Here is a 23,747-nt window from a genome sequence, read left to right on the forward strand (position 1 = left end):
GGATCTACTCGTTATGTAACCAACAATTATTTGTAGTTGGAAGTGCTAATCTGACTAGTCTATACTAGTATGGGGAACGCGTAAAGAAAAGGGGAGGAACAACACATGATAAACGTAGACACAGCATCCGCAATTGATCAGAAAGAAGTAGAAGTACTTATTGTAGGAATACCAGATCATCCAGAGAACGTAGAAGGCTTTGATACGTTCGTTGAATCTTTCCATCCTTCATTACCAGACTGGATCAAATCACATGACGTTCAACAGAAGTTCAAGGCGATTACTAAAATGCCTGCGTTATCAACGCAAAGTTACGACCGTGTGTACTTTGTCGGCGTAGGCAATCAGAAGCGGCTGACAGAACAGCCATTGCGCGAATTATTCGCTGAGGTAGGTAAACAACTACACAAAGACCGTATACGCTCTGTAGGGGTCTGGACAGCGCCGTTCTGTAACGAAGAGATTGATAGTGAGGACGTTGCGTTCTTGGCCTCTGAGGGTATCGGAATGGGCTCCTATACGTATGAGGGATTCCAGACTTCATCCAATGAAGTGGAAGTTCCACTAACTACTGTTACATTCATCACTACAGAAGATGAAGAAAGTGTTATTGCTGCGGGAGAAGTGGGCATGATCTCTGCATATGCAGTAAACGAAGCTAGGACGCTAGTCAATGTACCACCTAATTTATTGACGCCAACTAAGATGGCGGAGTACGCACGAGAATTAGCGGAAAGCTATGACTTGGAAATTGATATTCTTGGTAAAGCGGAAATGGAAGAGCTTGGTATGGGAGCAATTCTTGCGGTCAATCAAGGTTCAGTAGAAGAACCGAAACTCATTGTGCTGAAGTACCAAGCGACCGAACAGTGGGAAGATGTCATCGGTCTAGTCGGTAAAGGGATCACGTATGACACAGGTGGCTATTCATTGAAGCCTAAAGACGGTATGGTCGGAATGAAAGGTGATATGGGTGGTGCAGCGGCTGTTCTCGGCGCTATGGCAATCATAGGGGAGTCACGACCGAAGAAAAATGTTCTTGCAGTCATTGCTTCATCCGATAACATGATTTCCGGTGAAGCATTCAAGCCGGATGATGTCATCACATCATTAAGCGGTAAGACGATAGAAGTGTTGAATACAGATGCAGAAGGACGTTTAGTACTGGCTGATGCGGTAACCTACGCGAAGCAAGCGGGCGCTGAGTATTTGATTGATGTGGCTACGCTAACAGGTGGTGTCATTGTGGCGCTCGGTAATGATAAAACAGGTGCACTAACGAATAATGACGCATTCTATAATAAGTTCCAGGAAGCCGCGGATGAAACAGGGGAATTCATTTGGCAAATGCCGTTAACTGAAAGCGATCGTAAACGTATTCGAAAAAGTGATGTTGCAGATTTAAACAACTCACCGGGACGAGATGGCCATATGATCTTCGGAGGCGGCTTCGTAGGAGAATTTGTCGGAGATACACCGTGGATTCATTTAGATATCGCAGGTACGTCTGACGCGGCTAGTCCACATGTGCTCGGCCCTAAAGGTGCAACTGGCGTGATGGTCCGTACATTGGCGACCTTCGTAGAGCGCTTGGCAGCTGAATCGGAAGAACAAGAATAATTCGCGATAGGCGCTTTCCCCACTCCTTCTTTCCGGCTGGTCATAGGATAGAGGGAAAGGGGGAGCTTGGATGACAAGAAATTATAGAGGCGGATACGGTGGACGTGGTCATGGTCATCATGGTGGCGGTTTTGGTGGCGGTTTTGGAGGTGGCTTCGGCGGACCATTCCTTGGTGGTTTAGTTGGCGGATTTTTAGGTAATGCTATATCTCCAGGTTACGGTTATGGCGGTGGCTATGGTGGAGGATACTATCCACCTTACTACAACAGCTATCCATACTATCCACAACCGTATTACCCTTATTATCCATACTATTAAAAAAAACACGCCGGGATGACTATTCGTCATACGGCGTGTTTTTATCTGATTCTTTACGTTGTTCTTTTACAGCTTCTTTTAGATCATCCCCAACCGTTAATTTGGTAGGTTCTACACCCGACATATAAGCAGCGCGTGTCATTAAGTGACCGCCAATCGGAGAAGTGATGAACAAGAAGACAATACCAAGCAACAGCGCCACACTGAAATGGCCTTCATTCCACCAAAAGTGAAGGAATACACCAAGCAGTAAACTCATAACACCCAGCGTAGCGCTCTTTGAAGCAGCGTGTGCCCGTGTATAAACATCCGGAAGCCGTAAGATTCCAATGACTGTGACGATCGTGAAAATGATCCCCACCGTAACGAGTAACACAATAATAATGTCAGCGATTAGGTCCACGTTCGATGATCTCTCCTCTCTCAATGAATTTGGAGAAGGACACTGTGCCGATAAACGACATAATGGCGATCAATAGAATCGCATCGATGAAGAACGGTGTATCGAACAAGATGGAAAGCAGCGCGATTGCTGATATGAGCATGACGCCAATCGCATCGAGCGCGACTAGACGATCCGGCACGGAAGGACCTTTCCATACACGATATAGTAATCCGAGCATAGACAGGATGACTAGCACGAGACAGACGGAATAAAACAAGTTCATCCTCGGCTCACCTCCATAATGGCTTTCTCGAATGTGTTTTTAATAGAATCGATTGCTTCATCCACATCGTCTACATCAATCGCATGGATATACAAAGTTCGCTGATCATCTGAAACATGAACGACGACAGTACCAGGCGTTAACGTAATTAAACTAGATAACAATGTGATTTCCCAATCCTTTTCAAGCTCTGTTGGCATTGCGAAGAACATCGGCTGCATAGTCGACAGATCCGGTTTGATAACTAGTAGCAACACGGAAATATTCGACATGATGAGTTCTTTTAAGAAAATTGCTGTTAATTTTATTGCAGACCAGATACGCCAAATGTACAAGCGTCCACTGAAATAGCGGCGTGTCATGATGATCATCAACAGCCCGATAAGATATCCTATGATGAACGTAGAAGGTGTCAATGAACTTGACATGAACATCCAAACGACTGCAATGAAGAAATTTAATAGTATCTGAAAAGCCATTGACCTCTACTCCTTTAACACCGCATTTATATAGATGGATGGATCAGCTAGTACATTCGCTGCATCCGTCATATATGGCATAAGCCACTCTGCACCGACACCGTACGCTACCGTAATGAGTACCAACATAATAGCTGGGAACATCATTTGGCGATACGTGCGTTCATCACGAACAGGCAGCTCGTTCTTCTGAGGCCCCCAAAATGCATAAATGAAAATTCGGATGACAGACAGTAGCACAACGAGGCTAGAAGCCAAAATAATGATACTGCCGATCACATGATCCGCTTCAAACGCACCTTTTGTGATGAGCACTTTCCCGATAAATCCACTCAACGGAGGAATACCAGCCAGACCGAACGCAGCGATTAAATAGGTCCAACCAAGTGTTGCATGGGTTTTAATTAAGCCGCCCATTTCCCGCAAGTTCGACGTGCCAGTTGCATAAATAATGATACCGATCAAGACAAACAATGCACCTTTGATCAACATATCGTGAATCAAATAGTAGACCGCACCTTCTAGTCCAGACGTGTTCATTTGAGCTACGCCGAACAAGATAACGCCTACTGCAATAATGATGTTGTAAATGATGATTTGTTTTAAATCGAAATACGCAAGGGCACCGATACAGCCAGCAATGATCGTAAGTAACGACAAGACCATCAGAAACTGATGCGTAAACCCGATGTCGTGTACGAAAAACAATGTATAAGTACGCGTGATCGCATAGACACCTACTTTAGTCAGTAAGGCACCGAACAATGCAAGAATGGGTATCGGTGGCGCAGCGTACGAATTGGGTAACCAGAAATACAAAGGGAAGATGGCTCCTTTAATTCCGAAAACGATTAAAAACAAAATCGCAATGACAGAAATGATTCCTGGTTGATTGATCTCGGCAATCTTCACCGAAATATCCGCCATATTCAATGTGCCGATGATCGAGTACAAATACGCTACCGTAGCGACGAAGAGGGCAGATGAAATGACGTTTACCAATATGTATTTAATGGATTCTCGAAGCTGCCGTTTCTCGCCGCCCAGTACAATCAGCAAATAGGACGCGATCAATAGCACTTCGAAAAATACGAACATATTGAAAATATCGCCTGTAGTGAAGGCGCCATTGATTCCTGTAATCATGAACAGAATTGCAGGATAGTAGAAAAATCTTTCTCTTTCTACACCAATGGATGAAAAGCTATAGATGACGACAAAAAATGTAATGATAATTGTCGTCGTGACGAGCAAGGCGGAGAACATGTCCGACACCATCGTAATCCCGAATGGTGCGGGCCAACTCCCAAGTGTCACAGTTTGGATTCCTTCTGTCTTCACTGTCGCGATAAGCCAAATAGAAGCAACTAGACTGAGAGCCAATCCGATCAGTGTCAACACTCTCTGAACGACCACCTGCTCTTTGAAAAACAATAAGATCATCGCGAAAAAGAAAGGAATAATGATCGGAAATAAAAGAAGATTAATCATGTTCATCATTCCCTCTCAATTCATTCATATTATCTGTTTGGTGTACAGCATACATACGATATGCCATGACAAGCATGACCGCCGTCACACCAAAACTGATGACGATCGCAGTTAAGATCAATGCTTGTGGCAGGGGATCAGCAAAATCAGTCACACCGTCGAGTACAACGGGAGGCGCTAAGCCTCCGAGTCCACCCATCGTAAGAATGAGTAAATGCGCACCATGACTGAGCAAACCAGTACCTAAAATCACTTTCAGTAAACTCCTCGATAATATCAAATAGACGGCTGCCGTAAATAATATCCCGATAAGAATTGAAAGAATAAACTCCATCAGTCATCGCCTCCAATCGATTGAATAATCGTGATGGCGGAACCGACGACAACTAAGTACACTCCACTATCAAACAACATCGCTGTATGAAGAGACGTATGTCCGAACAGTGGTAAATCAAAATCACTGAATGCATGCGTGAAGAATGGCACATTAAAGAAAATGGAGCCCGCCGCTGTACCTAATGCAAGCAATAATCCGAACGCAGTCATGATCGTAAAGTTAAATGGTAAAATTTGTTGGATTGTCCGTAAATCGAATGCCAACAACAACAGCACAATCGCCCCTGTTGTCAACAAGCCACCAACGAATCCTCCACCTGGTGCATAGTGACCCGCGAAAAAGATGTGGATGGAGAACAGGAAGATGATGAAAAACACTACTTTAGCTGTAGTTTGTAAAATAACATCATTTGTTTTCATCGTTCGGCTCCTTTCTCGATACACGCAAGCGAATCATGCCAAGTACCGCGATCCCTGCAATAGCGAGTACTGCGATCTCAAATAATGTATCAAATCCACGGTAGTCTACAAGAATGACGTTGACGATATTTCCGCCAGCTGCTTCTGTCTCGACCGTATCTTTATAGTATTGAGAAATCGAAGGGATCATTTTTTGTGAGTGGCTGGATAAGGCGACCAATGTCACCATCACACCTACACTCAATGAAACAATCAGATTGACTACTTTATTGCGTTTCGTTTCCCCGTGCGTACTGAGTGCCGGCAAATGCTTGAATGCTAGCAAGAACAACGCAACGGAAACTGTCTCGATTACAAGTTGCGTTAACGCTAAGTCAGGCGCTTTGAAGATGACGAAGAATAACGCGACGGAATACCCGACACCGCCGAGCGCAATAATCGCAGCAAGACGAGACTTCGCAAACACAACAAATCCGACAGATAAAATTAACACAATCGCATTTAACGATCCATATAATGTAATCGCTGCGAAACTATTCATATCGAGAACAAATGCGTCCTTGATGAACAAGATTGCGATAATCGTAACTGACATGAAGGCGAACATATACAATAAGTATGTCCGGATCTTGCCGGTCATATAAAGACGAGAAACCCGATTCAATCCTTTTTCACTTCCACGCATCAGCGCATCATAGCCTTTATTCAGCGATAGCTTTTCAGGCTGGATACGATAAAACGGTTGCCATTTCGGAATGGTTAGATAGAGTAATGTACCGAAAACGACCACACCAATTGTTAGCCATAAGCCAGCAGCTCCGAAACCATGCCATGCTTTGACATGAATATCAACAGCGGACGGACTTGCGTACAATGTCGGTTGAATCGCCATGACAGCAGGTTTAATAATCCACTTACCAATGACATTCGGAATAAAGAACACAAGAATGACGATCGTTGCCAAAATCATAGGGGCAATTAGCATACCAATCGGTGCTTCATGCGGTTGTTTCGGCAATTGTTCAAACTTCTTCTGTCCAATAAATGTTTTTAACACAAAATACATACTGTACGTAAATGTAAACACACTGGCAACCCAAGCGACGATCGGGAACATAATGCCCCATGTATCGAAGTTGAATAATTCAAAGTGTCGAAGCGCTACCATAGATTCTAAAAACATTTCTTTACTTAAGAATCCACTGAACGGTGGCAAGCCAGCCATAGATAATGAACCGATTGCCGCTACGGTAAAGCTGATCGGCATGACGCTCATCAATCCACCAAGCTTACGAATATCTCTGGTACCGGTTTCATGATCAATAATCCCTGCAATCATGAAAAGGCCACCTTTAAATGCTGCGTGGTTAATTAAGTGGAAAATCGCCGCATACGTCGCGAAGCCAAATATGGCTGCGGTCGCATGATAGGAGATAGCACCCGCCCCAAGTAAGGACATAATTAAACCGAGTTGACTGACTGTTGAAAATGCTAAGATCGCTTTCAAATCCGTTTGCTTTACTGCGAAGAATGATCCCCAGAACAGCGTCAACAATCCGATTCCAGTGACAAGCCAAATCCATGTGGACGCAGAGCCGAAAATCGGCGTAAATCGTGCGACCAAATAAATACCCGCCTTTACCATCGTGGCAGAGTGTAAATACGCACTAACGGGTGTGGGCGCTTCCATTGCATCTGGTAACCAGATATAGAATGGGAATTGTGCCGACTTCGTAAAGGCACCTAGCAAGAGCAATACTAATGCCAGAGTGAAATACGGTTGATTCATCAGATCAGGAGCTTGGGCAATTAATTCCCGTACTGAGAAAGTTTCTCCCATGATGCTGAGTAAAATGAATGCCCCGAGCATCATTAATCCACCAAACACCGTAATCATCATCGATTTCAGTGCGCCAAAACGTGACTTGTCCTTCGTGTACCAAAAACCAATCAATAAGAAGGACGAAATGGACGTTAACTCCCAGAACAAATAGAGTGTCATCGTGTTGTCAGATTGCACAACTCCGAGCATAGCGGTCATGAAAATCAGTAAGTAGACATAAAAGCTGCCAAGATCTTCTTTCTCCCTATCCATGTAGAACACAGAGTACAATACAACTAACGAACCGATTCCGGTGATCAATAGCGTAAATAATAAACTAAGACCATCTATGTATGAAGTAAACGCAATTCCAAGTGAAGGAATCCATTTCATTTCAGAAATAGCATGACCACCATCCATGACTAGCGGCAAAAAGCTTACGTAATAGCTAAATAACACTAGTGGTACTAATAAAACAAACCAACCCGTATGTATTCCTTTAATTTTCTTATAAGCAAAAGGAACAAGTATCGCGAAGATTACAGGTAAAAAAATAAATAACACGAATTCCAAGAGAATCCTCCTTCCAACCATGTTCTTCACATATTCAAATTCCCGAGGCATAAGCGTGGGCGTATTTGTTAGTATAGCGTAAAACATTTCAAATTGCATAGACGACAGTTGACCGATTATTGCTTTATTCGACTTCCTTCTTATATTATTAGAAGGGTGAAAAATTATTTTTCGGAGGTATTATGAAAAATCCATATTTGTTCAGTTATTTACCATTTGTCACCGTGCTATTATTCAGTTTGACCTTTGGCGTCTACAGTGTAGGGGAGACACTGATTCTCTTTAAAGAAATCGGTCTCCATCAAGGCATGAGGGAGTTCTTATCAGATCTTCAATTACGTATCTTTTTGCTGACAATGTATTCTTTAGTATTCTTCATGCTATTTGCCGCTTTAAAACTGATTGCTGTCACCATTCACGAAACGGCCTTATTATTTTTCCTGAAAGAAGAAGCCGATGCATCGTATAGCGCTTCAAAATCAGGTGTCGTCATTTATTTTATCGGTGCCATCGTTTCGGTAATCGGTATTCAATCGTGGAAGATGCTTGCATTGATCTTCCTCATCACTTCATTCGTCTACTTTGTTTATGTAGTCTACAAGTTAAGTCCATTCATGCCACTGACACACACGGTAGGTTTGATTTTCTTCCAAATTATTATCTGGAGTGTCTTGGTGGCGGGACTGGTGTATATCATTTTCCGTCTATACAACGGGCTGCTCGCCAGTATTCCGTTAGCTAATCCAGTGAAATAAAATGAAAAGCCTTGCAGATCCGAAGTAAACGGACCTTGCAAGGCTTTTATGGTCGCATCGTCGAGGAAAATGCACGCAGGTGAATTTTTTGGTCACGCAGACGTGGGATGGGTGTCGGTCTGTCATATCCGATCCAAACAGCTGACGTATAACGATCATTCATACCAATAGTCCACAAGTCTTTAAACGCGTCGGTCGTTCCTGTTTTCGCCCCAGTATAGCGGGTGGTATAAGAAATTCCTTCACCTGAACCGTTGACGACCACTTCTTTCATCAACGACCGAATACTGTTGACTGTAGAAGGGGACCAAACGGCTTTTGACGTATCCTTCCATTTATACAATACTTCGCCTTTACTATTCTTTACCGAGCGAATCGCGTGAGGCGTCAAGTACGTCCCATCGATAAAGCTTGTAGTCGCCCGGGCAAGCTCAAGCGGTGTTATACCTTTAGAAAATCCACCGAGCGCTGCTGGATAAGAACGATCAGCCGCTACGATGTGTTGGAAATGAAAAGGTGCTAAATGTGAGAAAGCTTCGTCAATCCCTACTCGTTGCAATAAACGTACCGCCGTCGAATTATAACTATTCCGGAATGCTTCCCGTACTGTAGTCGTACCAAACTGATAGTTGCCGAAGTTTTTCGGACAATACCCCCCAATACAAATATCACTACTGTTGACAGGAGTATCCGCATGATACGGACCACTTTCGAAAAACGGTGCATAGACAAGCAATGGCTTGATTGCTGAACCAGGTTGTCGAACCGCTTGATAAGCACGATGGAAGTCGGTTTTTTTATAGCCTGAACCTGCATATAGACTGATGATCTCACGCATGTCATTGTCGATCACAGCAGCTCCAGCCTGCACACCGCCTGTTCCAATAAGTGCATTCAATCGATTTTCATCATGCTGTTGCTTGCTTGGATCAAGTGCCGTATCGATTGTCACGCCTTTACTGATCACTTCGCGCGTACGACGATTGATTTCATTTTGCCAGCGTTGACGTTCTTCTGGTGTTTTCGCTTTACTCATCGACACATCAAGCCCTTCCGTCTGCGCGATGAGGTCTTTCAATTCTTCTAATACGTATGAGCTGTACATTGGATAAAACTGCTCTTTTTTCTTGACGTTCAATTGAATAGGCAATGTACTGTATTCTTCAAATTGTTCTTCTGTAATAACTTGCTGGTCGCGCATAACTTGAAGAAGTCGTAGTTGCCGTTCTTTTGTTTGATCGAAATGCTTGATTGGATTATAAAGTGATGGATTGTTTGGAATGGCTGCCAAAAATGCGATTTCTGCCTCATGCAATTTTTCGAGAGGACGACTGAAGTAATAGCTTGCCGCGCCGCCGATTCCGTACACTTGATTGCCGAAATACATTTCATTCAAATACATTTCCAGAATTTCATCTTTTGTCGATTGCTTCTCCAATTCTGCTGCAAAGAAGAGTTCTTTAAACTTTCGTTCATACGTTTTCTCAGTCGATAAATAGCGCATCCGCACGACTTGCTGTGTAATGGTCGAAGCACCTTGCTGTTTAGCGTCTGCCGCTGCGTTGATCGTGAAAGCTCGAATGATTGCCGCGATATCATAGCCCCGGTGCTCATAAAATGTCCGATCTTCACTTTTTAAAAACAACTGCCGCGTGAAAAACGTCATATCTTGCAAATTAATCGGCTGTCGCCATTCAGTATATTCTTCCGCAAATAAAGTCCCGTTTCGGTCTTTCATTTGAATAGGGGAGATCATAGCTGGCACGTCCAACTGCACTGCATCACGAATAGAAGCATGCAATGTTTTCGCCTGAGTGGTTTCTTCGTGGATTTGATTTTGGATAAATAATAATAGCGGAACGCAAGCAAGCGTGATCACTAATCCAATCGTTTGTTTCAACTTACTAGCCTCCCTGTACATTCGCATAGCTATAGAAAAATATAACATATACCGACAAGTGCCGCCTGAATCATAGGACATAAAAAGCCCCGCAACCGATTAACGGTTTGCGGGGCTAAAATTATGTGTGTTCATCTGCTTCAACTTGCCGGTCTTCCAAGAAGTGTTCGAAATCCTGTGTAGGTCGTCGTACTGCTCTGGATAAGAACAAATAACCGACTATGAACAATGCACCCGTCACAATGAATACTGCAGGAATCCCGATATATCCACTGACAATACCACCGAACATTGGCCCGATGATATTACCAAGGAAGCGGAAACTCGTGTTGTAACCCATTACTTCGCCTTGAACTTCCAGTGGCGCTTCTCGGCGGACAAGTGCTGTCGTCAGTGGAATCATACCACCTGTCGAGATACCAAATAAGAACCGCAACAAGACCAGTTGCCAAAGTTCCGTAACGAACGCTTGCGGGATAATGAAGACGAACGACATGACCAGCAGTAATCCAAGAATTTTTTCATACCCGACATCGTCGCCAACCTTCCCCCAGTACCTGGCAAATAGTAAATTACCGAGTCCTGTAGCACTGAACGTCAACCCTGCAAGGAACGCTACATTCGTTGCAGCGTGAGTCAAATCCGCTACGTAAAGTGACAGCAAAGGCTGAATGCTGAAATTCCCGACTTGGATTAACGTCGTGACGACCATAACGTTGAACATCAGACGGTGTTTGAATAATCCGCCCAAAATGACTTTTCGAGAATACTTCGCTACTTTGCGCACTTTCACACGCGCTTCTTCTTTAATCCCAAATAGCACAAGTAGCGTCGCAATCAGTACGGAAACGGACGTGATGATGAAAGCATACTCAAAACCGAACGTATCAGCCATCAGACCACCAAGAACAGGTCCAAATAACATACCCGCAACACCGCCCATTTGCAGCGTTCCAAGCATCTTACCTGCTTCCTCACGAGGCGTTTGAGATGAAATGAAAGCTAATGAGGTCGGTAAAAAGCCTGTAACTAGACCCATCAGAAGTCTTAAGACAAAAAAGGTTTCTACGGAATTCACAAAGCCCATCAAAAAGACTGAAATCGTAATCCCCAAACCATTAATTAGCAATATGGGCTTAAAGCCAAAACGATCTGCAAAACGTCCCCAAATAGGAGACATAATCAGCGCAGTAATAAATGTGGCACCGAATATTAATCCTGCCCATTTCTGGACGTATGCATCAGAATAATCCCCAAACGTTTCAATATATAACGACAGGAACGGCATAATCATCGTCATCGTCCCTGCTACAAGAAAGTTCGTGACCCAGATGATAATGAAATTTTTCTTATGTCGACTCAACGTTGAACCGCCTTCCTCCTGTAATGCTTAGATGGTACATAGTATAAAACAATTCGGCAGTCGAAGGAAACATAGTGCCTACACCTGGTGTGGAGTGGATTTTGGTGTTCCGCTGCCATTGAAGGACGTATATTGGCTTTTGAGATTCAAGAGCAGAGGAAACGCGGAGGGTTATGAGCGTTTGAGCGTCATGAGTGATCGCATAACTCGTAAGTATGAGCGGGTACGGACGGTGATAGAGCGGTTATCCCTCGCCATAGAGCGGCTACGCGAGAACTATGAGCGCTTATACGAATTAATGAGCGCCGCAGCAATTGCCCACTAGAGCTGGAGGCAATGAGCGGTTATGCGGCATGATAGATCGCATAACCCGTAAGTATGAGCGGGTACGGACCATGATAGAGCGGTTATCCCTTGCCATAGGGCGGCTACGCATGAACTATGAGCGCTTCTACGAATTAATGAGCGCTCAAACGAATGAATGAGCGAACTCGCAACTGCGTCTCCCGCAAATAGTAGATGAACGTTGTCCTCTCCTCATATTGCGCTTTTTCTCAGCACAATAAACATTGTCAACTAACTGTCACAGTTACAATTATCGAATTTTGCTATCATATATGATAGACTGTTTTCATATACAAAACACGCATCAAAATGAATATGCACGCAAATCTGAGGAGGAATATCATGTATCCACAACTATCGACTGAAGTAGCAGAAAACGAAGCACTAGTAACGATGAACACAACAATGGGGCCAATCAAAATTAAGCTTTTTAAAGAGCAGGTTCCAAAAACAGTAGAAAACTTCTTGACTCACGCAGAAAACGGTTATTACGACGGGATTATTTTCCACCGCGTTATACCTGAATTCATGATTCAAGGTGGAGATCCAACAGGAACAGGAATGGGCGGAGAGAGTATCTACGGCAACACATTCCAAGATGAGTTTACAATGGATCTATTCAACTTACGTGGTGCACTTTCTATGGCAAATGCTGGACCGAATACAAACGGTAGCCAATTCTTCATCGTACAAGCATCTTCACTTGCTGGCGCTTCAGCGTCACAATTGAAAAAAGGTGGATGGCCTGAAGAAATTGCAGATGCATATGAAGCAAACGGTGGAACACCACACTTGGATCAGAAGCACTCTGTATTCGGTCAAGTACTAGAAGGAATGGACGTTGTGGACAAAATTGCGAATGCAAAAGCTAACCGTGATAACAAGCCTAAAGAAGAGATTAAAATTGAATCAATCGAGATTATCCAAAAGTAATCGGATTTGATTCGTAGGGGGAAACTAGCATGGACTTCGTTCTATTGATGCCGTTTCTTTATTTTCCTGAAGATAAATCAGAATACATCCCAGCAGCAATCTCTTTCGTCATCTTCATGACGCTAATGCTGTTCGTATTTCGTTGGATTATTAAGAAGTCTAAACGGCAGGAAGAAGAAACGAAAGAGCTGGAACAACGTATTTTAAAAGAGCGACAACAACATAAAAATCCAGGACATCCCATCGATTGATCGGGATGTTCTTTTTTAATTCATCGGCCTCGTAAACTGTCAAAATATCTCTAACTGTTTTCTTACTACCTGTTGTGCTATCATTAAAAGAAAATACAAATCAGGTGAAGAATCATGCAAACCATTGAAATGAATAAAAAAGCAGTCTCACTTCTTAAACAATGGGATCCATTCCAAGAAGGGGAATATGCAGATGGTGCGGAAATCGCTGAAATCGTGACGAAGCTTCAACATGTAGATCATCCAGCAGACTTGGCTAAATATATTCGTGATGTCTATGAGCACACCCATGAAATTTGGATACCTCTAGAGAACTGTATGGACATATCCTATAAACTGATTGCTGTTAAATATGAAGCTAAATCAATCGTTCAATATTAAATGCTTCACGCCATCTATTCGGATGGCTCTTTTTTGTTCAAAACTTTGAAATATGGTATACTATGAAGCGGCCTTAGTGGCAGACTAGATACTACTTTAGATTGGGAGCTGTTTTGCATGTCTCACAAATTTGCAGTAGGAGATGAGCTGACCGGAAAAGTTACCGGAATACAGCCGTACGGTGCGTTTGTGGCGCTGGATGCTTCAACGCAAGGTTTAGTGCACATCTCTGAAATCACGTATGGATTCGTTAAAGACATTCATGAATTTTTGGAAGTTGGGCAAGAAGTTCACGTCAAAGTATTGGATGTGGATGAAGGAGCTAGTAAAATCAGCTTATCGATCCGTGCATTACAAGAGCCACCAAGTTCTTACCTGAATCACTCCCGTTCACGTCAATCATTGCAAGAACGTGTAGATCAGCAGGATGCAGATGGCTTTAATTCACTGAAAGATAAACTACAGGGCTGGATTGAACAATCCGGACGTTAATAAAAGGACTGTCGTAGAAGTGGTTATAACTTCTGTGACAGTCCTTTTTTGCTTTTTAAATAGACAAACTGTCGTGGAATCTCTAAGGTATTGGCAGATTGCTTTTTGGTTGTACTTCTAGGTTTCGTCATAGTTTTTAAAAGCTGAAACGTTGAATGGATGGCAACTATCAGTAGATCAACAGTGCTTTACCATGTACCTATTCCTTCATCTTCCTCAACCGGTACTGTAAGTTCTGTCTACTCATGCCAAGAGAGTTGGCGGTTTTCGTAATATTGTGATCATGCAGCTTCATAGCTTTTTGAAGATAATACCTTTCGGCTTCTCGTATATATTGATCAAAAGGCAACAGCTTTGAATCGCTCTGTACGATAAAGTCCTTTGGTTTTGAAGCGTCATTCGCGATGGACTCCACCTTCATCTTAAATTGCAAAGGCAACATATCAAAAGTTAGCGTATCTTCTGTTGTACGCATAGATGAAACCTCATCGAGAAGTAGTTCGAGCTCTCGCAAATTCCCAGGCCAGCCGTATGCATGAAGTAATTCTCTCACTTTGTCATCGATTTTCGTCAATCCCGTCCCTAGCGACTCTATTCTAATCTGTAAATACGATTCAGCGAAAGGGATAATATCTTCTGGACGCTTCCGAAGGGGAGGGATCCTGATGGCGAAGGACGCGAAAAAGTAATAGAGTTCCTTTAGCAATGTTCCAGAAGCGATAAGTTCGACAGGGTCATCCCCGATACTCGCAATGAATTGATGGGCGGGTGTTTTCTGCAAGACGTATAGCAGTGCTTGTTGCAAAGAAATGGATAAACCGTCGATTCGTTCGCAAAATAACGTCATAGGCGGTTGCTGTTGTAAAGTTTCTTCGAGTTGCTGGATGATCTCTGTATCAGCATGGAGACAATGGAATGTGTGAAAAATTCGCTCGTTTTCTGCAGACCCATAGTGAATCGCTTCGGCAAGATTATCCTTTCCTACTCCCGTTTCCCCAATTAATAAAACTGGCAAGCCGGCCGCTGCTGCTTTTTCAGCAGTGGAAATGACCGACTTCATGGCGGATGAATGAGCGGTGAGTTGATTGAATGTAATCGGTCCGCGATTTTTACGCAGTGGTTGCAAAACGAATTTTTCCAATGCCGTAATATCTTGGGCGAACTCAATTGCCCCGATCAATTCCTGCTGTTCATAAATAGGGTAGGTGTCGTTCATCGTTGTGATTTCTACTTTATTGGTATTCCAGTATCTTTGCTTAACACGCAATTGGGGTTCTCCACTTTGCAATACTTTCAATAACGTACTCTCATTTTTATCAAAGTTAAATAGCTCCAAAATAGAATGGTCTTTTACATCTTCAAGATTCAATCCTTCGATTTCCTTCATTTTGCGATTATAGACAATGGTTCGTCCTGAATGATCGACAGCGTGTATACCGATATTTGCATGATCCACTGCAAACTGATTGCATCTATTCAATAAATTTTCGTGTGTATACATTTGAATCACCTTCCTAACATAAGTACGTATCGAATTTCAGTTGCTAAGTTAGTAGAATTTAAAAATAATTACAACAAAATGCTTGCAATGTGCAATGATTTCTCGCATCATTATAAATGTAAACGCTATCAAACGCAAATATATTTTGCGCTCTAACTATAAAGGAGGACTTGATTCCAAATGATTCCATACAAACATGAACCATTCACAGATTTTACAGTTAAAGAAAACAGAAAAGCATATGAAGAAGGCTTTAAAGTCGTAGAAAGCTATATTGGGCAAGACTATCCGCTAATTATCGGCGGTGAACGCATAATGACAGATAAGAAGTTAGCATCCACTAACCCTTCTGATAAAAAAGAGATTATCGGTAATGTCTCGCAAGCTAGTCGTGATTTAGCAGAGCAAGCGATGAGTACTGCGAAAGATACATTCGAAACTTGGAGAAAAGTCAAGCCGGAATTTCGTGCTGATGTGTTATTTAAGGCAGCTGCCATCGTTAGGCGCCGCAAGTTTGAGTTTTCTGCATTGCTTACGAAAGAAGCAGGGAAGCCTTGGAATGAAGCGGATGCAGATGTCGCTGAAGGTATCGACTTTATGGAATATTACGCACGTCAGATGCTTACACTAAAAGAGGGTATGCATGTGGAGAGCAGACCTGGTGAGTATAACCGATTCGATTATGTACCGCTTGGTGTAGGTGTAGTTATTTCGCCATGGAACTTTGCGTTTGCGATCATGGCGGGAACAACGGTAGGTGCACTTGTAACAGGAAATACAGTGCTGTTGAAACCGGCATCTACAGCAACAGTTGTTGCGTATAAGTTTATCGAAGTGCTTGAAGAGGCAGGCATGCCAACAGGTGTCGTCAACTTCATCCCAGGATCAGGTTCTGAGATAGGTGACTACTTGGTTGACCATAAAGATACTCGTTTCGTTTCATTCACAGGTTCACGTGAAGTAGGTACACGTATTTTTGAACGCGCGGCAAAAGTACATGACGGTCAAATTTGGCTGAAACGTGTAATTGCAGAAATGGGCGGTAAAGATACAATTGTTGTCGATAATGAAGCAGATTTGGAATTGGCTGCGCAATCGATCGTTTCCTCATCATTTGGATTCAGTGGCCAAAAGTGTTCAGCGTGTTCTCGTGCCATCATTCATGAAGATGTCTACGATGAAGTAGTAAAGCGTGTAGAAGAAATCACGAAGACATACAACTGGGGCGATCCAATGGATGGAATGAACACAGCCGGTCCAGTTATTGATCAGGCTGCATTTGATAAAATCATGGATTATATTGAAATCGGCAAGCAAGAGGGACGTCTTATTGCAGGTGGAACTGGCGACGATTCAAAAGGTTATTTCATAGCGCCAACTGTATTCGCAGACGTAGATCCAAATGCACGTATTTCTCAAGAAGAAATCTTCGGTCCGGTTGTGGCGCTTTCAAAAGCTTCATCATTTACAGAAGCGATTAAATTTGCGAACGATACAGACTACGGCCTAACAGGTGCGGTCATCACAAAGAACCGTCACCATATTGAACAAGCTCGTGAAGACTTCCATGTAGGAAATCTGTATTTCAATAGAGGTTGTACAGGCGCTATTGTTGGATACCAGCCATTTGGCGGTTTCAATATGTCCGGTACGGATTCAAAAGCTGGCGGACCTGATTACTTGCAGTTGCATATGCAAGGAAAAACTACTTCAGAGATGCTGTAAATTGTTGAAGTGAATTTGAAGGAGTGAATGGATATGACGAAAACAACGAATGTTATTGAAAAAACAAAAAAATACGGTGCGAATAACTATAATCCGCTACCGATTGTAATTTCTGAAGCGGAAGGTGTCTGGGTAACAGATCCTGAAGGCAATAAATATATGGATATGTTGGCTGCCTACTCGGCACTCAACCAAGGACACCGCCATCCGAAAATCATTCAAGCGCTGAAGGATCAAGCGGATCGTGTCACGTTAACGTCACGTGCATTCCATAATGATCAATTGGGTCCGTGGTATGAAAAGATGGCAGAGCTTTCAGGTAAAAATATGGTATTACCGATGAATACTGGCGCGGAGGCAGTGGAGACTGCTTTAAAAGCAGCGAGACGCTGGGCGTATGATGTGAAAGGTGTAGCGGGCAATCAAGCAGAAATCATTGCATGTGTAGGAAACTTCCACGGCCGTACACTGGGTGCGGTTTCATTGTCATCCGATGCTGAATATAAAAAAGGATTCGGTCCATTGCTACCTGGCATCAAATTAGTTGAGTACGGGGATATCAATGCATTGAAAGCGGCTATTACTTCCAATACTGCTGCATTCCTGATTGAACCGATCCAAGGTGAAGCTGGAATCATCATTCCTCCAGAAGGATTCATGAAGAAAGCATCCGAACTATGTAAAAAAGAAAACATTCTCTTTATTGCTGATGAAATTCAAGCAGGACTCTGTCGAACAGGAGAAATGTTTGCATGTCAATATGACGGTGTCACACCGGATATGTATATCCTCGGTAAAGCACTTGGTGGTGGAGTATTCCCAATTTCCTGTGTACTTGCGAATGATGACATCCTAGGCGTATTCAATCCAGGATCTCACGGATCTACATTTGGTGGAAATCCAATGGCATGCGCAGTATCCATAGCGGCACTTGAGGTGTTGGAAGATGAGGAGCTTGCGAAGCAATCCAAAGAATTAGGAAACTATTTCATGGATGAGTTGAAGAAACTGACGCATCCTGCAATAAAGGAAGTGCGTGGACGCGGATTGTTTATTGGAATGGAATTGACAGAAGAAGCACGTCCGTATTGCGAAGAACTAAAAGACCTTGGTTTATTATGTAAAGAAACACATGATACCGTGATCCGTTTCGCTCCACCGTTGATCATCACGAAAGAGGAGTTAGACTGGGCATTGGATAAGATTCGCACAGTTTTTAACAAGTAAGTAATACCTTGCCGCCAAGCTTTTTATTAAACGAAAAAATTCGGAAAAGATTTGAATCGATGTGTGGATGTTTGACAATGCTCATGTTATAATGTGTCCGTGAAAGACAATAACAAACAAAGAGGCGAGCCATACAATGACAGAAAACCTGAATCTATTTACGTCTACACAAGTTGTTATAAAAGAAGCACTTGAAAAGCTAGGCTATGATGAAGGAATGTATGAACTATTGAAAGAACCACTTCTTATGGTAGAAGTGCGTATTCCTATCCGTATGGACGATGGAAAAGTAAAAGTATTTACAGGATACCGCGGACAACACAATGATGCAGTTGGACCCACAAAAGGTGGAATTCGTTTCCATCCTAACGTAAGTGCAGATGAAGTGAAGGCGCTTTCTATGTGGATGACACTTAAAGCAGGAATTGTAGACTTGCCATATGGCGGTGCTAAAGGCGGTATCATATGCGATCCGCGAGAAATGTCGATGGGTGAATTAGAACGTTTGAGCCGTGGCTATGTGCGTGCACTTAGTCAAGTAATGGGACCTGCAAAGGATATTCCTGCACCGGACGTCTTTACAAATTCACAAATCATGGCATGGATGATGGATGAATATAGTAAAATAGATGAATTCAACTCACCTGGTTTCATTACAGGCAAGCCAGTTGTACTTGGTGGTTCACACGGCCGCGAGCGCGCAACAGCTGAGGGTGTAACGATAATTATTAATGAAGCGGCGAAACGTCGTAATATTGATATGAAGGGTGCACGCGTAATCATTCAAGGATTCGGTAACGCGGGTAGCTTCCTATCTAAGTTTTTACATGATTCAGGTGCGAAAGTAATCGGGATTTCCGATGCATACGGTGCATTGTATGACCCTGATGGTTTAGATATCGACTATCTACTAGATCGTCGTGACAGTTTCGGAACAGTTACTACACTATTCGACAATACGCTAACAAACGCGGAACTTCTCGAAATGGAATGTGATATTCTAGTTCCAGCTGCTATCGAAAATCAGATCACTGAAAAAAATGCCCATAATATTAAAGCGAACATCGTAGTGGAAGCAGCTAACGGTCCAACTACTTCGGAAGCTACAAAAATCCTAACAGATCGCGGTATTCTACTAGTGCCTGACGTATTGGCTAGTGCTGGTGGCGTAACTGTATCGTATTTCGAATGGGTTCAGAATAATATGGGGTATTACTGGTCTGAAGAAGAAGTGCGTGAAAAAATGACAGCGAAGATGGTTCTGGCATTTGAAAATGTGTATAACGTAGCGGCTACACGTAATATCGATATGCGTTTAGCAGCATATATGGTTGGTGTACGTAAAACAGCGGAAGCAAGCCGTTTCCGTGGCTGGGTATAATAATAATAAAAGGCATCTCCTCGAGTGTGAGGAGATGCCTTTTATATTTGTTCGATAGATGAAGCGGATCGAATTTCTTCTGTTGATTTCGGCTCCTCTTCCCTGCGCCAATACGTAAAGAGTACTTGTAACGCCACGAGACCAGACAAACCGATGACGATATAAAGAAAGCGTGCTAGTGGCTGATAGGCGCCTTCTGTCAGTTGGGCAATGACATCGAAACGGAAAATCCCGACAACTCCCCAGTTTAATGCACCGATAAGCGCGATCGCTAACGTAACTTTTTGTAAAGTTTCCATTTTATCTCCTCCTACAAAAAGTATATCCTGTTTTTAGAACACTATACTTGCATCGTAAATACATCTTTTTCATAATAGAGAGTAAGATGAAGGAGGCGTACGATTTGGATAATTTCATTTTCAACAATCCGACGAAATTAATTTTCGGTACAGATCAACTGCAGCATTTACCTAAAGAACTTGAAGCATACGGGAAAAAGGTATTGCTAGTATATGGTGGCGGTAGTATTAAGCGCAACGGCCTGTATGATGAAATAACAAAATTGTTGAACGACAATGATTTTGAAGTAGTAGACATGCCGGGTGTTGAACCGAACCCACGACTGTCGACAGCCAAAAGAGGCGCGGAGCTTTGTAAAGAGCATAATATCGATGTGATTCTCGCTGCTGGCGGAGGATCTGTGATTGACTGTACTAAACTGATTGCTTCCGCAGCGAAATACGACGGTGATCCATGGGATTTCGTAACAGGTAAAGCAACACCTAAAGAGGCACTTCCATTTGGTACAGTGCTGACGATCACTGCGACTAGTTCGGAAATGAATGCAGGTTCTGTTATTACGAATGAAGAAACACAAGAGAAATATGGCTGGGGTGGACCGTTAAACTATCCGAAGTTCTCCATATTGGATCCTAAATACACATTGTCCGTGCCGCTTGATCAAACAGTGAACGGTATTGTTGATACGATGTCCCATATTTTCGAGCAATATTTCCATACGGCAAACAATGCTTCGTTCCAGGATGAAATATGTGAAGCGGCATTACGTTCCGTTATGAAAACTGGGGAGCGACTCGTGAAAGATCCTGAGAACATAGAGCTTCGCGAATCCATGATGTTTGCAGGTGTTTGGGGATTAAACGGTTTCCTATCGATGGGCACAAGAGGGGACTGGGGCACGCATAATATCGAACACGCGGTATCCGCTGTCTACGATATTCCTCACGCTGGCGGTTTAGCAATTTTATTCCCGCACTGGATGAAGCAGACATTCCCGAAAAACCCACAACGCTTTGTGCAGTTGGCCGTTAATGTATTCGGAGTAGATCCAGCTGATAAGACGGATGAAGAGATTGCAATGGAAGGAATCGACCGTTTGAGTGCTTATTGGAACAAGATTGGCGCGCCCGTCACGCTGGCGGATTATGATATTGATGACTCTAAATTAGAGTTAATGGCAGAAAAAGCAGCTGTGAATGGTCCGGTCGGTGGGTTTGCTAAGCTATCTGAGGATGAAGTGCTATCTTTATTGAAAGCTAGCTTGTGATTTCTTTAGTTATATGTAAATTGAATAAATAAAAAGACTGAAAGCAAAGCCTGCGAGCGGGTTTGCTTTCAGTTTATAACGTCAGGTCACGTGGACTTGGCGTTTTTTTTATGGATAAATTACGAGTTCCACCGATTCTACATAGGAAAGTGTAGTGAGTTCAATATAGAGTGAAGAGGTAGATTTTTTTGGATGTGCCATAAGTTTGAATTGCAATTCGTGATGGTATTGATGTTCTAATGTCTGGAATTGTCTGATACGCATATGGTCAATTTCCATATGCTCTTCTTTCAAGTACTTTACGAGATCGTCAATTTTAGACTTTTGAGTAATGATAATCGTACAATTCGCTTCTTTAGTACGCAATCGTTTAGGACCGAACTTGCCCAATAAAGGCGCTATTAGCTCAATAACAATCATGACGCTAACTACGGTGAAAAATGCTTCGATGTAGAAACCTGCACCTACGGCGATGCCAATACCCGCTGCACCCCAAATCATCGCGGCCGTAGTAAGCCCCGTAATATTATCATTATCTCTGCGCAATATAGCCCCAGCGCCAAGGAAACCGATACCGCTGACGATTTGTGCGGATAGCCGCAAAGGGTCCATTGTAATATTGATATCATTGCGAGAGGGGACTAAGTAAGCTGCTTCCATTGAGATAATTGTCAACAGACAACTGAAGGTGGCAATGACTGCGCTTGTTTTCAGACCAATAGGCTTTTTCTTGATTTCTCGCTCTACACCAATAATGATACTAAGTACGAGGGCAATACTTATTTTAATTAATGCTTCTCCATTAAATGAATCGGCAAGTAATGTGAACATAAATCATCCTCCTTTACTTACAAAATAGGAAGATTACCTATATACTCTCTTTTATACGGCAATCGACTTGTATTGGCCTCTTCTTCTATTGTAATGGGAAGAGAGATAGAAAGAGAAGTGGTATTTTGAATAAACCGTCAATTCATCCCTACGTACCGATTGCGATTGGTGTCCTCACTGTTGGATTGTCTGCAATCTTTGTAAAGATGGCTACTGCCGATGCAGGAGTCATCGCCTTTTATCGTATGTTCTTTTCAGCCGTCATTATGCTTCCGTTGTTTTTAAATTCCTATCGTAGCGAACTTACTTCATTAACAAAAAGGGATTGGCTGTTTACCGCAAGTTCAGGAATATTTCTTGCCATCCATTTTATACTGTGGTTTGAATCGCTCAACTACACTTCGGTCGCTAGCTCGACCGTGTTAGTGACACTACAACCAATATTTGCATTAGCCGGAACAGCATTGTTCTTTAAAGAAATCATCACAGGCAAAATGTTGACTGCTGTTATCATTGCATTAACAGGGAGCTTCATTATTAGTTGGGGGGATTTTCAAGTAAGCGGGGCTGCATTATTTGGGGATTTACTTGCATTGCTCGCTTGTGCATTCGTTACAGCATATTTATTAATAGGCCAGAATGTACGCAAAAGAATATCACTCGTGACGTACACTTTTCTTGTGTATTCTATAAGTTCGGTAACTCTCTTTTTCTATATACTTATCACGCAAGAGCCTTTCTTCGGATATCCCACAGCGGATTGGGGATGGTTTTTAGCTCTGGCGATCTTGCCAAATCTATTGGGACATACGTTATTTAACTGGGCAGTCAAATGGGTGAGCACAAATGTTGTGTCGATCGCCATCTTGTTTGAACCGGTACTCGCTTCCATAGCCGCATATTTCGTGTTGCACGAAAAAATAACTTCTCTTCAATTAGGAGGCGCAATCGTTGTCCTGGCAGGGGTTTTGCTGTTTGTCATTGATGTAAAAGCAATAAATAAAAAACTATTTACGAAAAACACTTGATTTCTCTATACGATCTATTGTATATTAGTTCTTGTCGCTTCGGACGTAATCGAGAACAACGAAAACAAAGAAAAAACTTCTTTTAAAAAGTTGTTGACTTTGATAGCCACCGAGTGTAATATAGAGAAGTCGCTTTTATACGACTGACAAACACGAACCTTGAAAACTGAACAGCAAAACGTTAACGAAATACAGTTTGTGCACCTAACGGTGACACAAACAAAATGAGTATCTTAATTGATGCCAGCAAATGAAACTCGAGCTAATCGAATTTCTCTTATGGAGAGTTTGATCCTGGCTCAGGACGAACGCTGGCGGCATGCCTAATACATGCAAGTC

General features: G+C 42.7%; 24 protein-coding genes and 1 rRNA gene. 13 read left to right on the plus strand and 12 right to left on the minus strand.

What is annotated here, in order from left to right:
* The first annotated feature begins 105 nt into the window (after positions 1-105).
* Together CSV72_RS12825 and CSV72_RS12830 are read left to right on the plus strand one after the other, a co-directional pair.
* The gene (locus CSV72_RS12825) at positions 106-1,620 is read left to right on the plus strand and encodes a leucyl aminopeptidase (RefSeq protein ID WP_099678668.1); all 1,515 of its coding nucleotides are present in this window, start codon (positions 106-108) and stop codon (positions 1,618-1,620) included.
* A 70-nt stretch (positions 1,621-1,690) separates the two neighbouring features.
* Positions 1,691-1,939 (plus strand): hypothetical protein, encoded by a 249-nt coding sequence (locus CSV72_RS12830; protein WP_099678669.1) that lies wholly within the window; start codon positions 1,691-1,693, stop codon positions 1,937-1,939.
* A 19-nt stretch (positions 1,940-1,958) separates the two neighbouring features.
* Here CSV72_RS12830 and mnhG read toward each other — a convergent pair whose 3' ends face one another.
* The 7 genes from mnhG to CSV72_RS12865 are packed head-to-tail and all read right to left on the minus strand — an operon-like array spanning position 1,959 to position 7,728.
* Positions 1,959-2,342, minus strand: a complete 384-nt coding sequence (mnhG, locus tag CSV72_RS12835) for a monovalent cation/H(+) antiporter subunit G (protein WP_099678670.1) — start codon at positions 2,340-2,342, stop codon at positions 1,959-1,961.
* A complete protein-coding gene (locus CSV72_RS12840) occupies positions 2,326-2,607 on the minus strand; it encodes a Na(+)/H(+) antiporter subunit F1 (protein ID WP_099634500.1) in 282 nt (93 codons plus the stop codon). Before CSV72_RS12840 ends, mnhG begins: the two co-directional genes overlap by 17 nt.
* Positions 2,604-3,086 (minus strand): Na+/H+ antiporter subunit E, encoded by a 483-nt coding sequence (locus CSV72_RS12845; protein ID WP_099678671.1) that lies wholly within the window; start codon positions 3,084-3,086, stop codon positions 2,604-2,606. The genes CSV72_RS12840 and CSV72_RS12845 overlap by 4 nt, the downstream gene beginning before the upstream one ends.
* Positions 3,087-3,092: 6 nt before the next feature.
* Positions 3,093-4,577, minus strand: a complete 1,485-nt coding sequence (locus CSV72_RS12850) for a Na+/H+ antiporter subunit D (RefSeq protein WP_099678672.1) — start codon at positions 4,575-4,577, stop codon at positions 3,093-3,095.
* A complete protein-coding gene (locus tag CSV72_RS12855; RefSeq protein ID WP_099678673.1) occupies positions 4,570-4,911 on the minus strand; it encodes a Na(+)/H(+) antiporter subunit C in 342 nt (113 codons plus the stop codon). The genes CSV72_RS12850 and CSV72_RS12855 overlap by 8 nt, the downstream gene beginning before the upstream one ends.
* The gene (locus CSV72_RS12860) at positions 4,911-5,333 is read right to left on the minus strand and encodes a Na(+)/H(+) antiporter subunit B (RefSeq protein WP_099678674.1); all 423 of its coding nucleotides are present in this window, start codon (positions 5,331-5,333) and stop codon (positions 4,911-4,913) included. The genes CSV72_RS12855 and CSV72_RS12860 overlap by 1 nt, the downstream gene beginning before the upstream one ends.
* Positions 5,320-7,728, minus strand: a complete 2,409-nt coding sequence (locus tag CSV72_RS12865; RefSeq protein ID WP_099678675.1) for a Na+/H+ antiporter subunit A — start codon at positions 7,726-7,728, stop codon at positions 5,320-5,322. Before CSV72_RS12865 ends, CSV72_RS12860 begins: the two co-directional genes overlap by 14 nt.
* 182 nt (positions 7,729-7,910) lie before the next feature.
* Between CSV72_RS12865 and CSV72_RS12870 the strand changes: the two genes are divergently transcribed.
* Positions 7,911-8,483, plus strand: a complete 573-nt coding sequence (locus CSV72_RS12870; RefSeq protein ID WP_099678676.1) for a DUF5366 family protein — start codon at positions 7,911-7,913, stop codon at positions 8,481-8,483.
* A 46-nt stretch (positions 8,484-8,529) separates the two neighbouring features.
* Here CSV72_RS12870 and CSV72_RS12875 read toward each other — a convergent pair whose 3' ends face one another.
* A complete protein-coding gene (locus tag CSV72_RS12875) occupies positions 8,530-10,383 on the minus strand; it encodes a transglycosylase domain-containing protein (protein ID WP_233191282.1) in 1,854 nt (617 codons plus the stop codon).
* A 121-nt stretch (positions 10,384-10,504) separates the two neighbouring features.
* Positions 10,505-11,746 carry an MFS transporter gene (locus CSV72_RS12880; protein ID WP_099678677.1) on the minus strand — a complete coding sequence of 414 codons (1,242 nt, stop codon included), beginning with the start codon at positions 11,744-11,746 and terminating at the stop codon, positions 10,505-10,507.
* A 687-nt stretch (positions 11,747-12,433) separates the two neighbouring features.
* Between CSV72_RS12880 and CSV72_RS12885 the strand changes: the two genes are divergently transcribed.
* The 4 genes from CSV72_RS12885 (at position 12,434) to yugI (ending at position 14,148) form a co-directional block, all read left to right on the plus strand.
* Complete coding sequence (locus CSV72_RS12885; protein WP_099635633.1) at positions 12,434-13,024, plus strand: peptidylprolyl isomerase; 591 nt, start codon at positions 12,434-12,436, stop codon at positions 13,022-13,024.
* 29 nt (positions 13,025-13,053) lie between these two features.
* On the plus strand, positions 13,054-13,275 hold the full coding sequence (locus tag CSV72_RS12890; RefSeq protein ID WP_099678678.1) for a hypothetical protein: 222 nt from the start codon (positions 13,054-13,056) through the stop codon (positions 13,273-13,275).
* Between the two features lie 114 nt (positions 13,276-13,389).
* A complete protein-coding gene (locus CSV72_RS12895) occupies positions 13,390-13,656 on the plus strand; it encodes a DUF1871 family protein (RefSeq protein ID WP_099678679.1) in 267 nt (88 codons plus the stop codon).
* A gap of 117 nt (positions 13,657-13,773) precedes the next feature.
* On the plus strand, positions 13,774-14,148 hold the full coding sequence (gene yugI / locus CSV72_RS12900; protein ID WP_029054404.1) for a S1 domain-containing post-transcriptional regulator GSP13: 375 nt from the start codon (positions 13,774-13,776) through the stop codon (positions 14,146-14,148).
* A gap of 199 nt (positions 14,149-14,347) precedes the next feature.
* Here the strand turns inward: yugI and CSV72_RS12905 are convergent, their stop codons facing one another.
* The gene (locus tag CSV72_RS12905; protein ID WP_099678680.1) at positions 14,348-15,649 is read right to left on the minus strand and encodes a sigma 54-interacting transcriptional regulator; all 1,302 of its coding nucleotides are present in this window, start codon (positions 15,647-15,649) and stop codon (positions 14,348-14,350) included.
* Positions 15,650-15,829: 180 nt separating this feature from the next.
* Between CSV72_RS12905 and pruA the strand changes: the two genes are divergently transcribed.
* The 3 genes from pruA (at position 15,830) to CSV72_RS12920 (ending at position 19,982) form a co-directional block, all read left to right on the plus strand.
* On the plus strand, positions 15,830-17,374 hold the full coding sequence (gene pruA / locus CSV72_RS12910) for an L-glutamate gamma-semialdehyde dehydrogenase (protein WP_099678681.1): 1,545 nt from the start codon (positions 15,830-15,832) through the stop codon (positions 17,372-17,374).
* Positions 17,375-17,407: 33 nt separating this feature from the next.
* Positions 17,408-18,601: an ornithine--oxo-acid transaminase gene (locus CSV72_RS12915; RefSeq protein ID WP_099678682.1), complete on the plus strand. Its 1,194-nt coding sequence runs from the start codon at positions 17,408-17,410 to the stop codon at positions 18,599-18,601.
* Positions 18,602-18,737: 136 nt separating this feature from the next.
* Complete coding sequence (locus tag CSV72_RS12920) at positions 18,738-19,982, plus strand: Glu/Leu/Phe/Val family dehydrogenase (protein ID WP_099678683.1); 1,245 nt, start codon at positions 18,738-18,740, stop codon at positions 19,980-19,982.
* Between the two features lie 41 nt (positions 19,983-20,023).
* Here the strand turns inward: CSV72_RS12920 and CSV72_RS12925 are convergent, their stop codons facing one another.
* The gene (locus tag CSV72_RS12925; RefSeq protein ID WP_099661983.1) at positions 20,024-20,281 is read right to left on the minus strand and encodes a DUF378 domain-containing protein; all 258 of its coding nucleotides are present in this window, start codon (positions 20,279-20,281) and stop codon (positions 20,024-20,026) included.
* A 104-nt stretch (positions 20,282-20,385) separates the two neighbouring features.
* On the opposite strand from CSV72_RS12925, the gene CSV72_RS12930 reads away from it, so the two are divergent.
* Entirely contained in the window at positions 20,386-21,549 is a 1,164-nt protein-coding gene (locus CSV72_RS12930) for an iron-containing alcohol dehydrogenase (protein ID WP_099678684.1), read from the plus strand.
* 108 nt (positions 21,550-21,657) lie between these two features.
* Here CSV72_RS12930 and CSV72_RS12935 read toward each other — a convergent pair whose 3' ends face one another.
* Positions 21,658-22,380, minus strand: a complete 723-nt coding sequence (locus tag CSV72_RS12935; RefSeq protein ID WP_099678685.1) for an MgtC/SapB family protein — start codon at positions 22,378-22,380, stop codon at positions 21,658-21,660.
* 125 nt (positions 22,381-22,505) lie between these two features.
* Here CSV72_RS12935 and CSV72_RS12940 point away from each other — a divergent pair, with 125 nt between their 5' ends.
* Both CSV72_RS12940 and CSV72_RS12945 read left to right on the plus strand, forming a co-directional pair.
* Positions 22,506-23,408: a DMT family transporter gene (locus tag CSV72_RS12940; RefSeq protein ID WP_099678686.1), complete on the plus strand. Its 903-nt coding sequence runs from the start codon at positions 22,506-22,508 to the stop codon at positions 23,406-23,408.
* A gap of 276 nt (positions 23,409-23,684) precedes the next feature.
* Positions 23,685-23,747: ribosomal RNA gene (locus CSV72_RS12945) — 16S ribosomal RNA — on the plus strand; the annotation flags it as partial.

The sequence above is a fragment of the Sporosarcina sp. P20a genome, assembly GCF_002743175.1.
In the GTDB taxonomy this organism is placed as follows: Bacteria; Bacillota; Bacilli; order Bacillales_A; family Planococcaceae; genus Sporosarcina.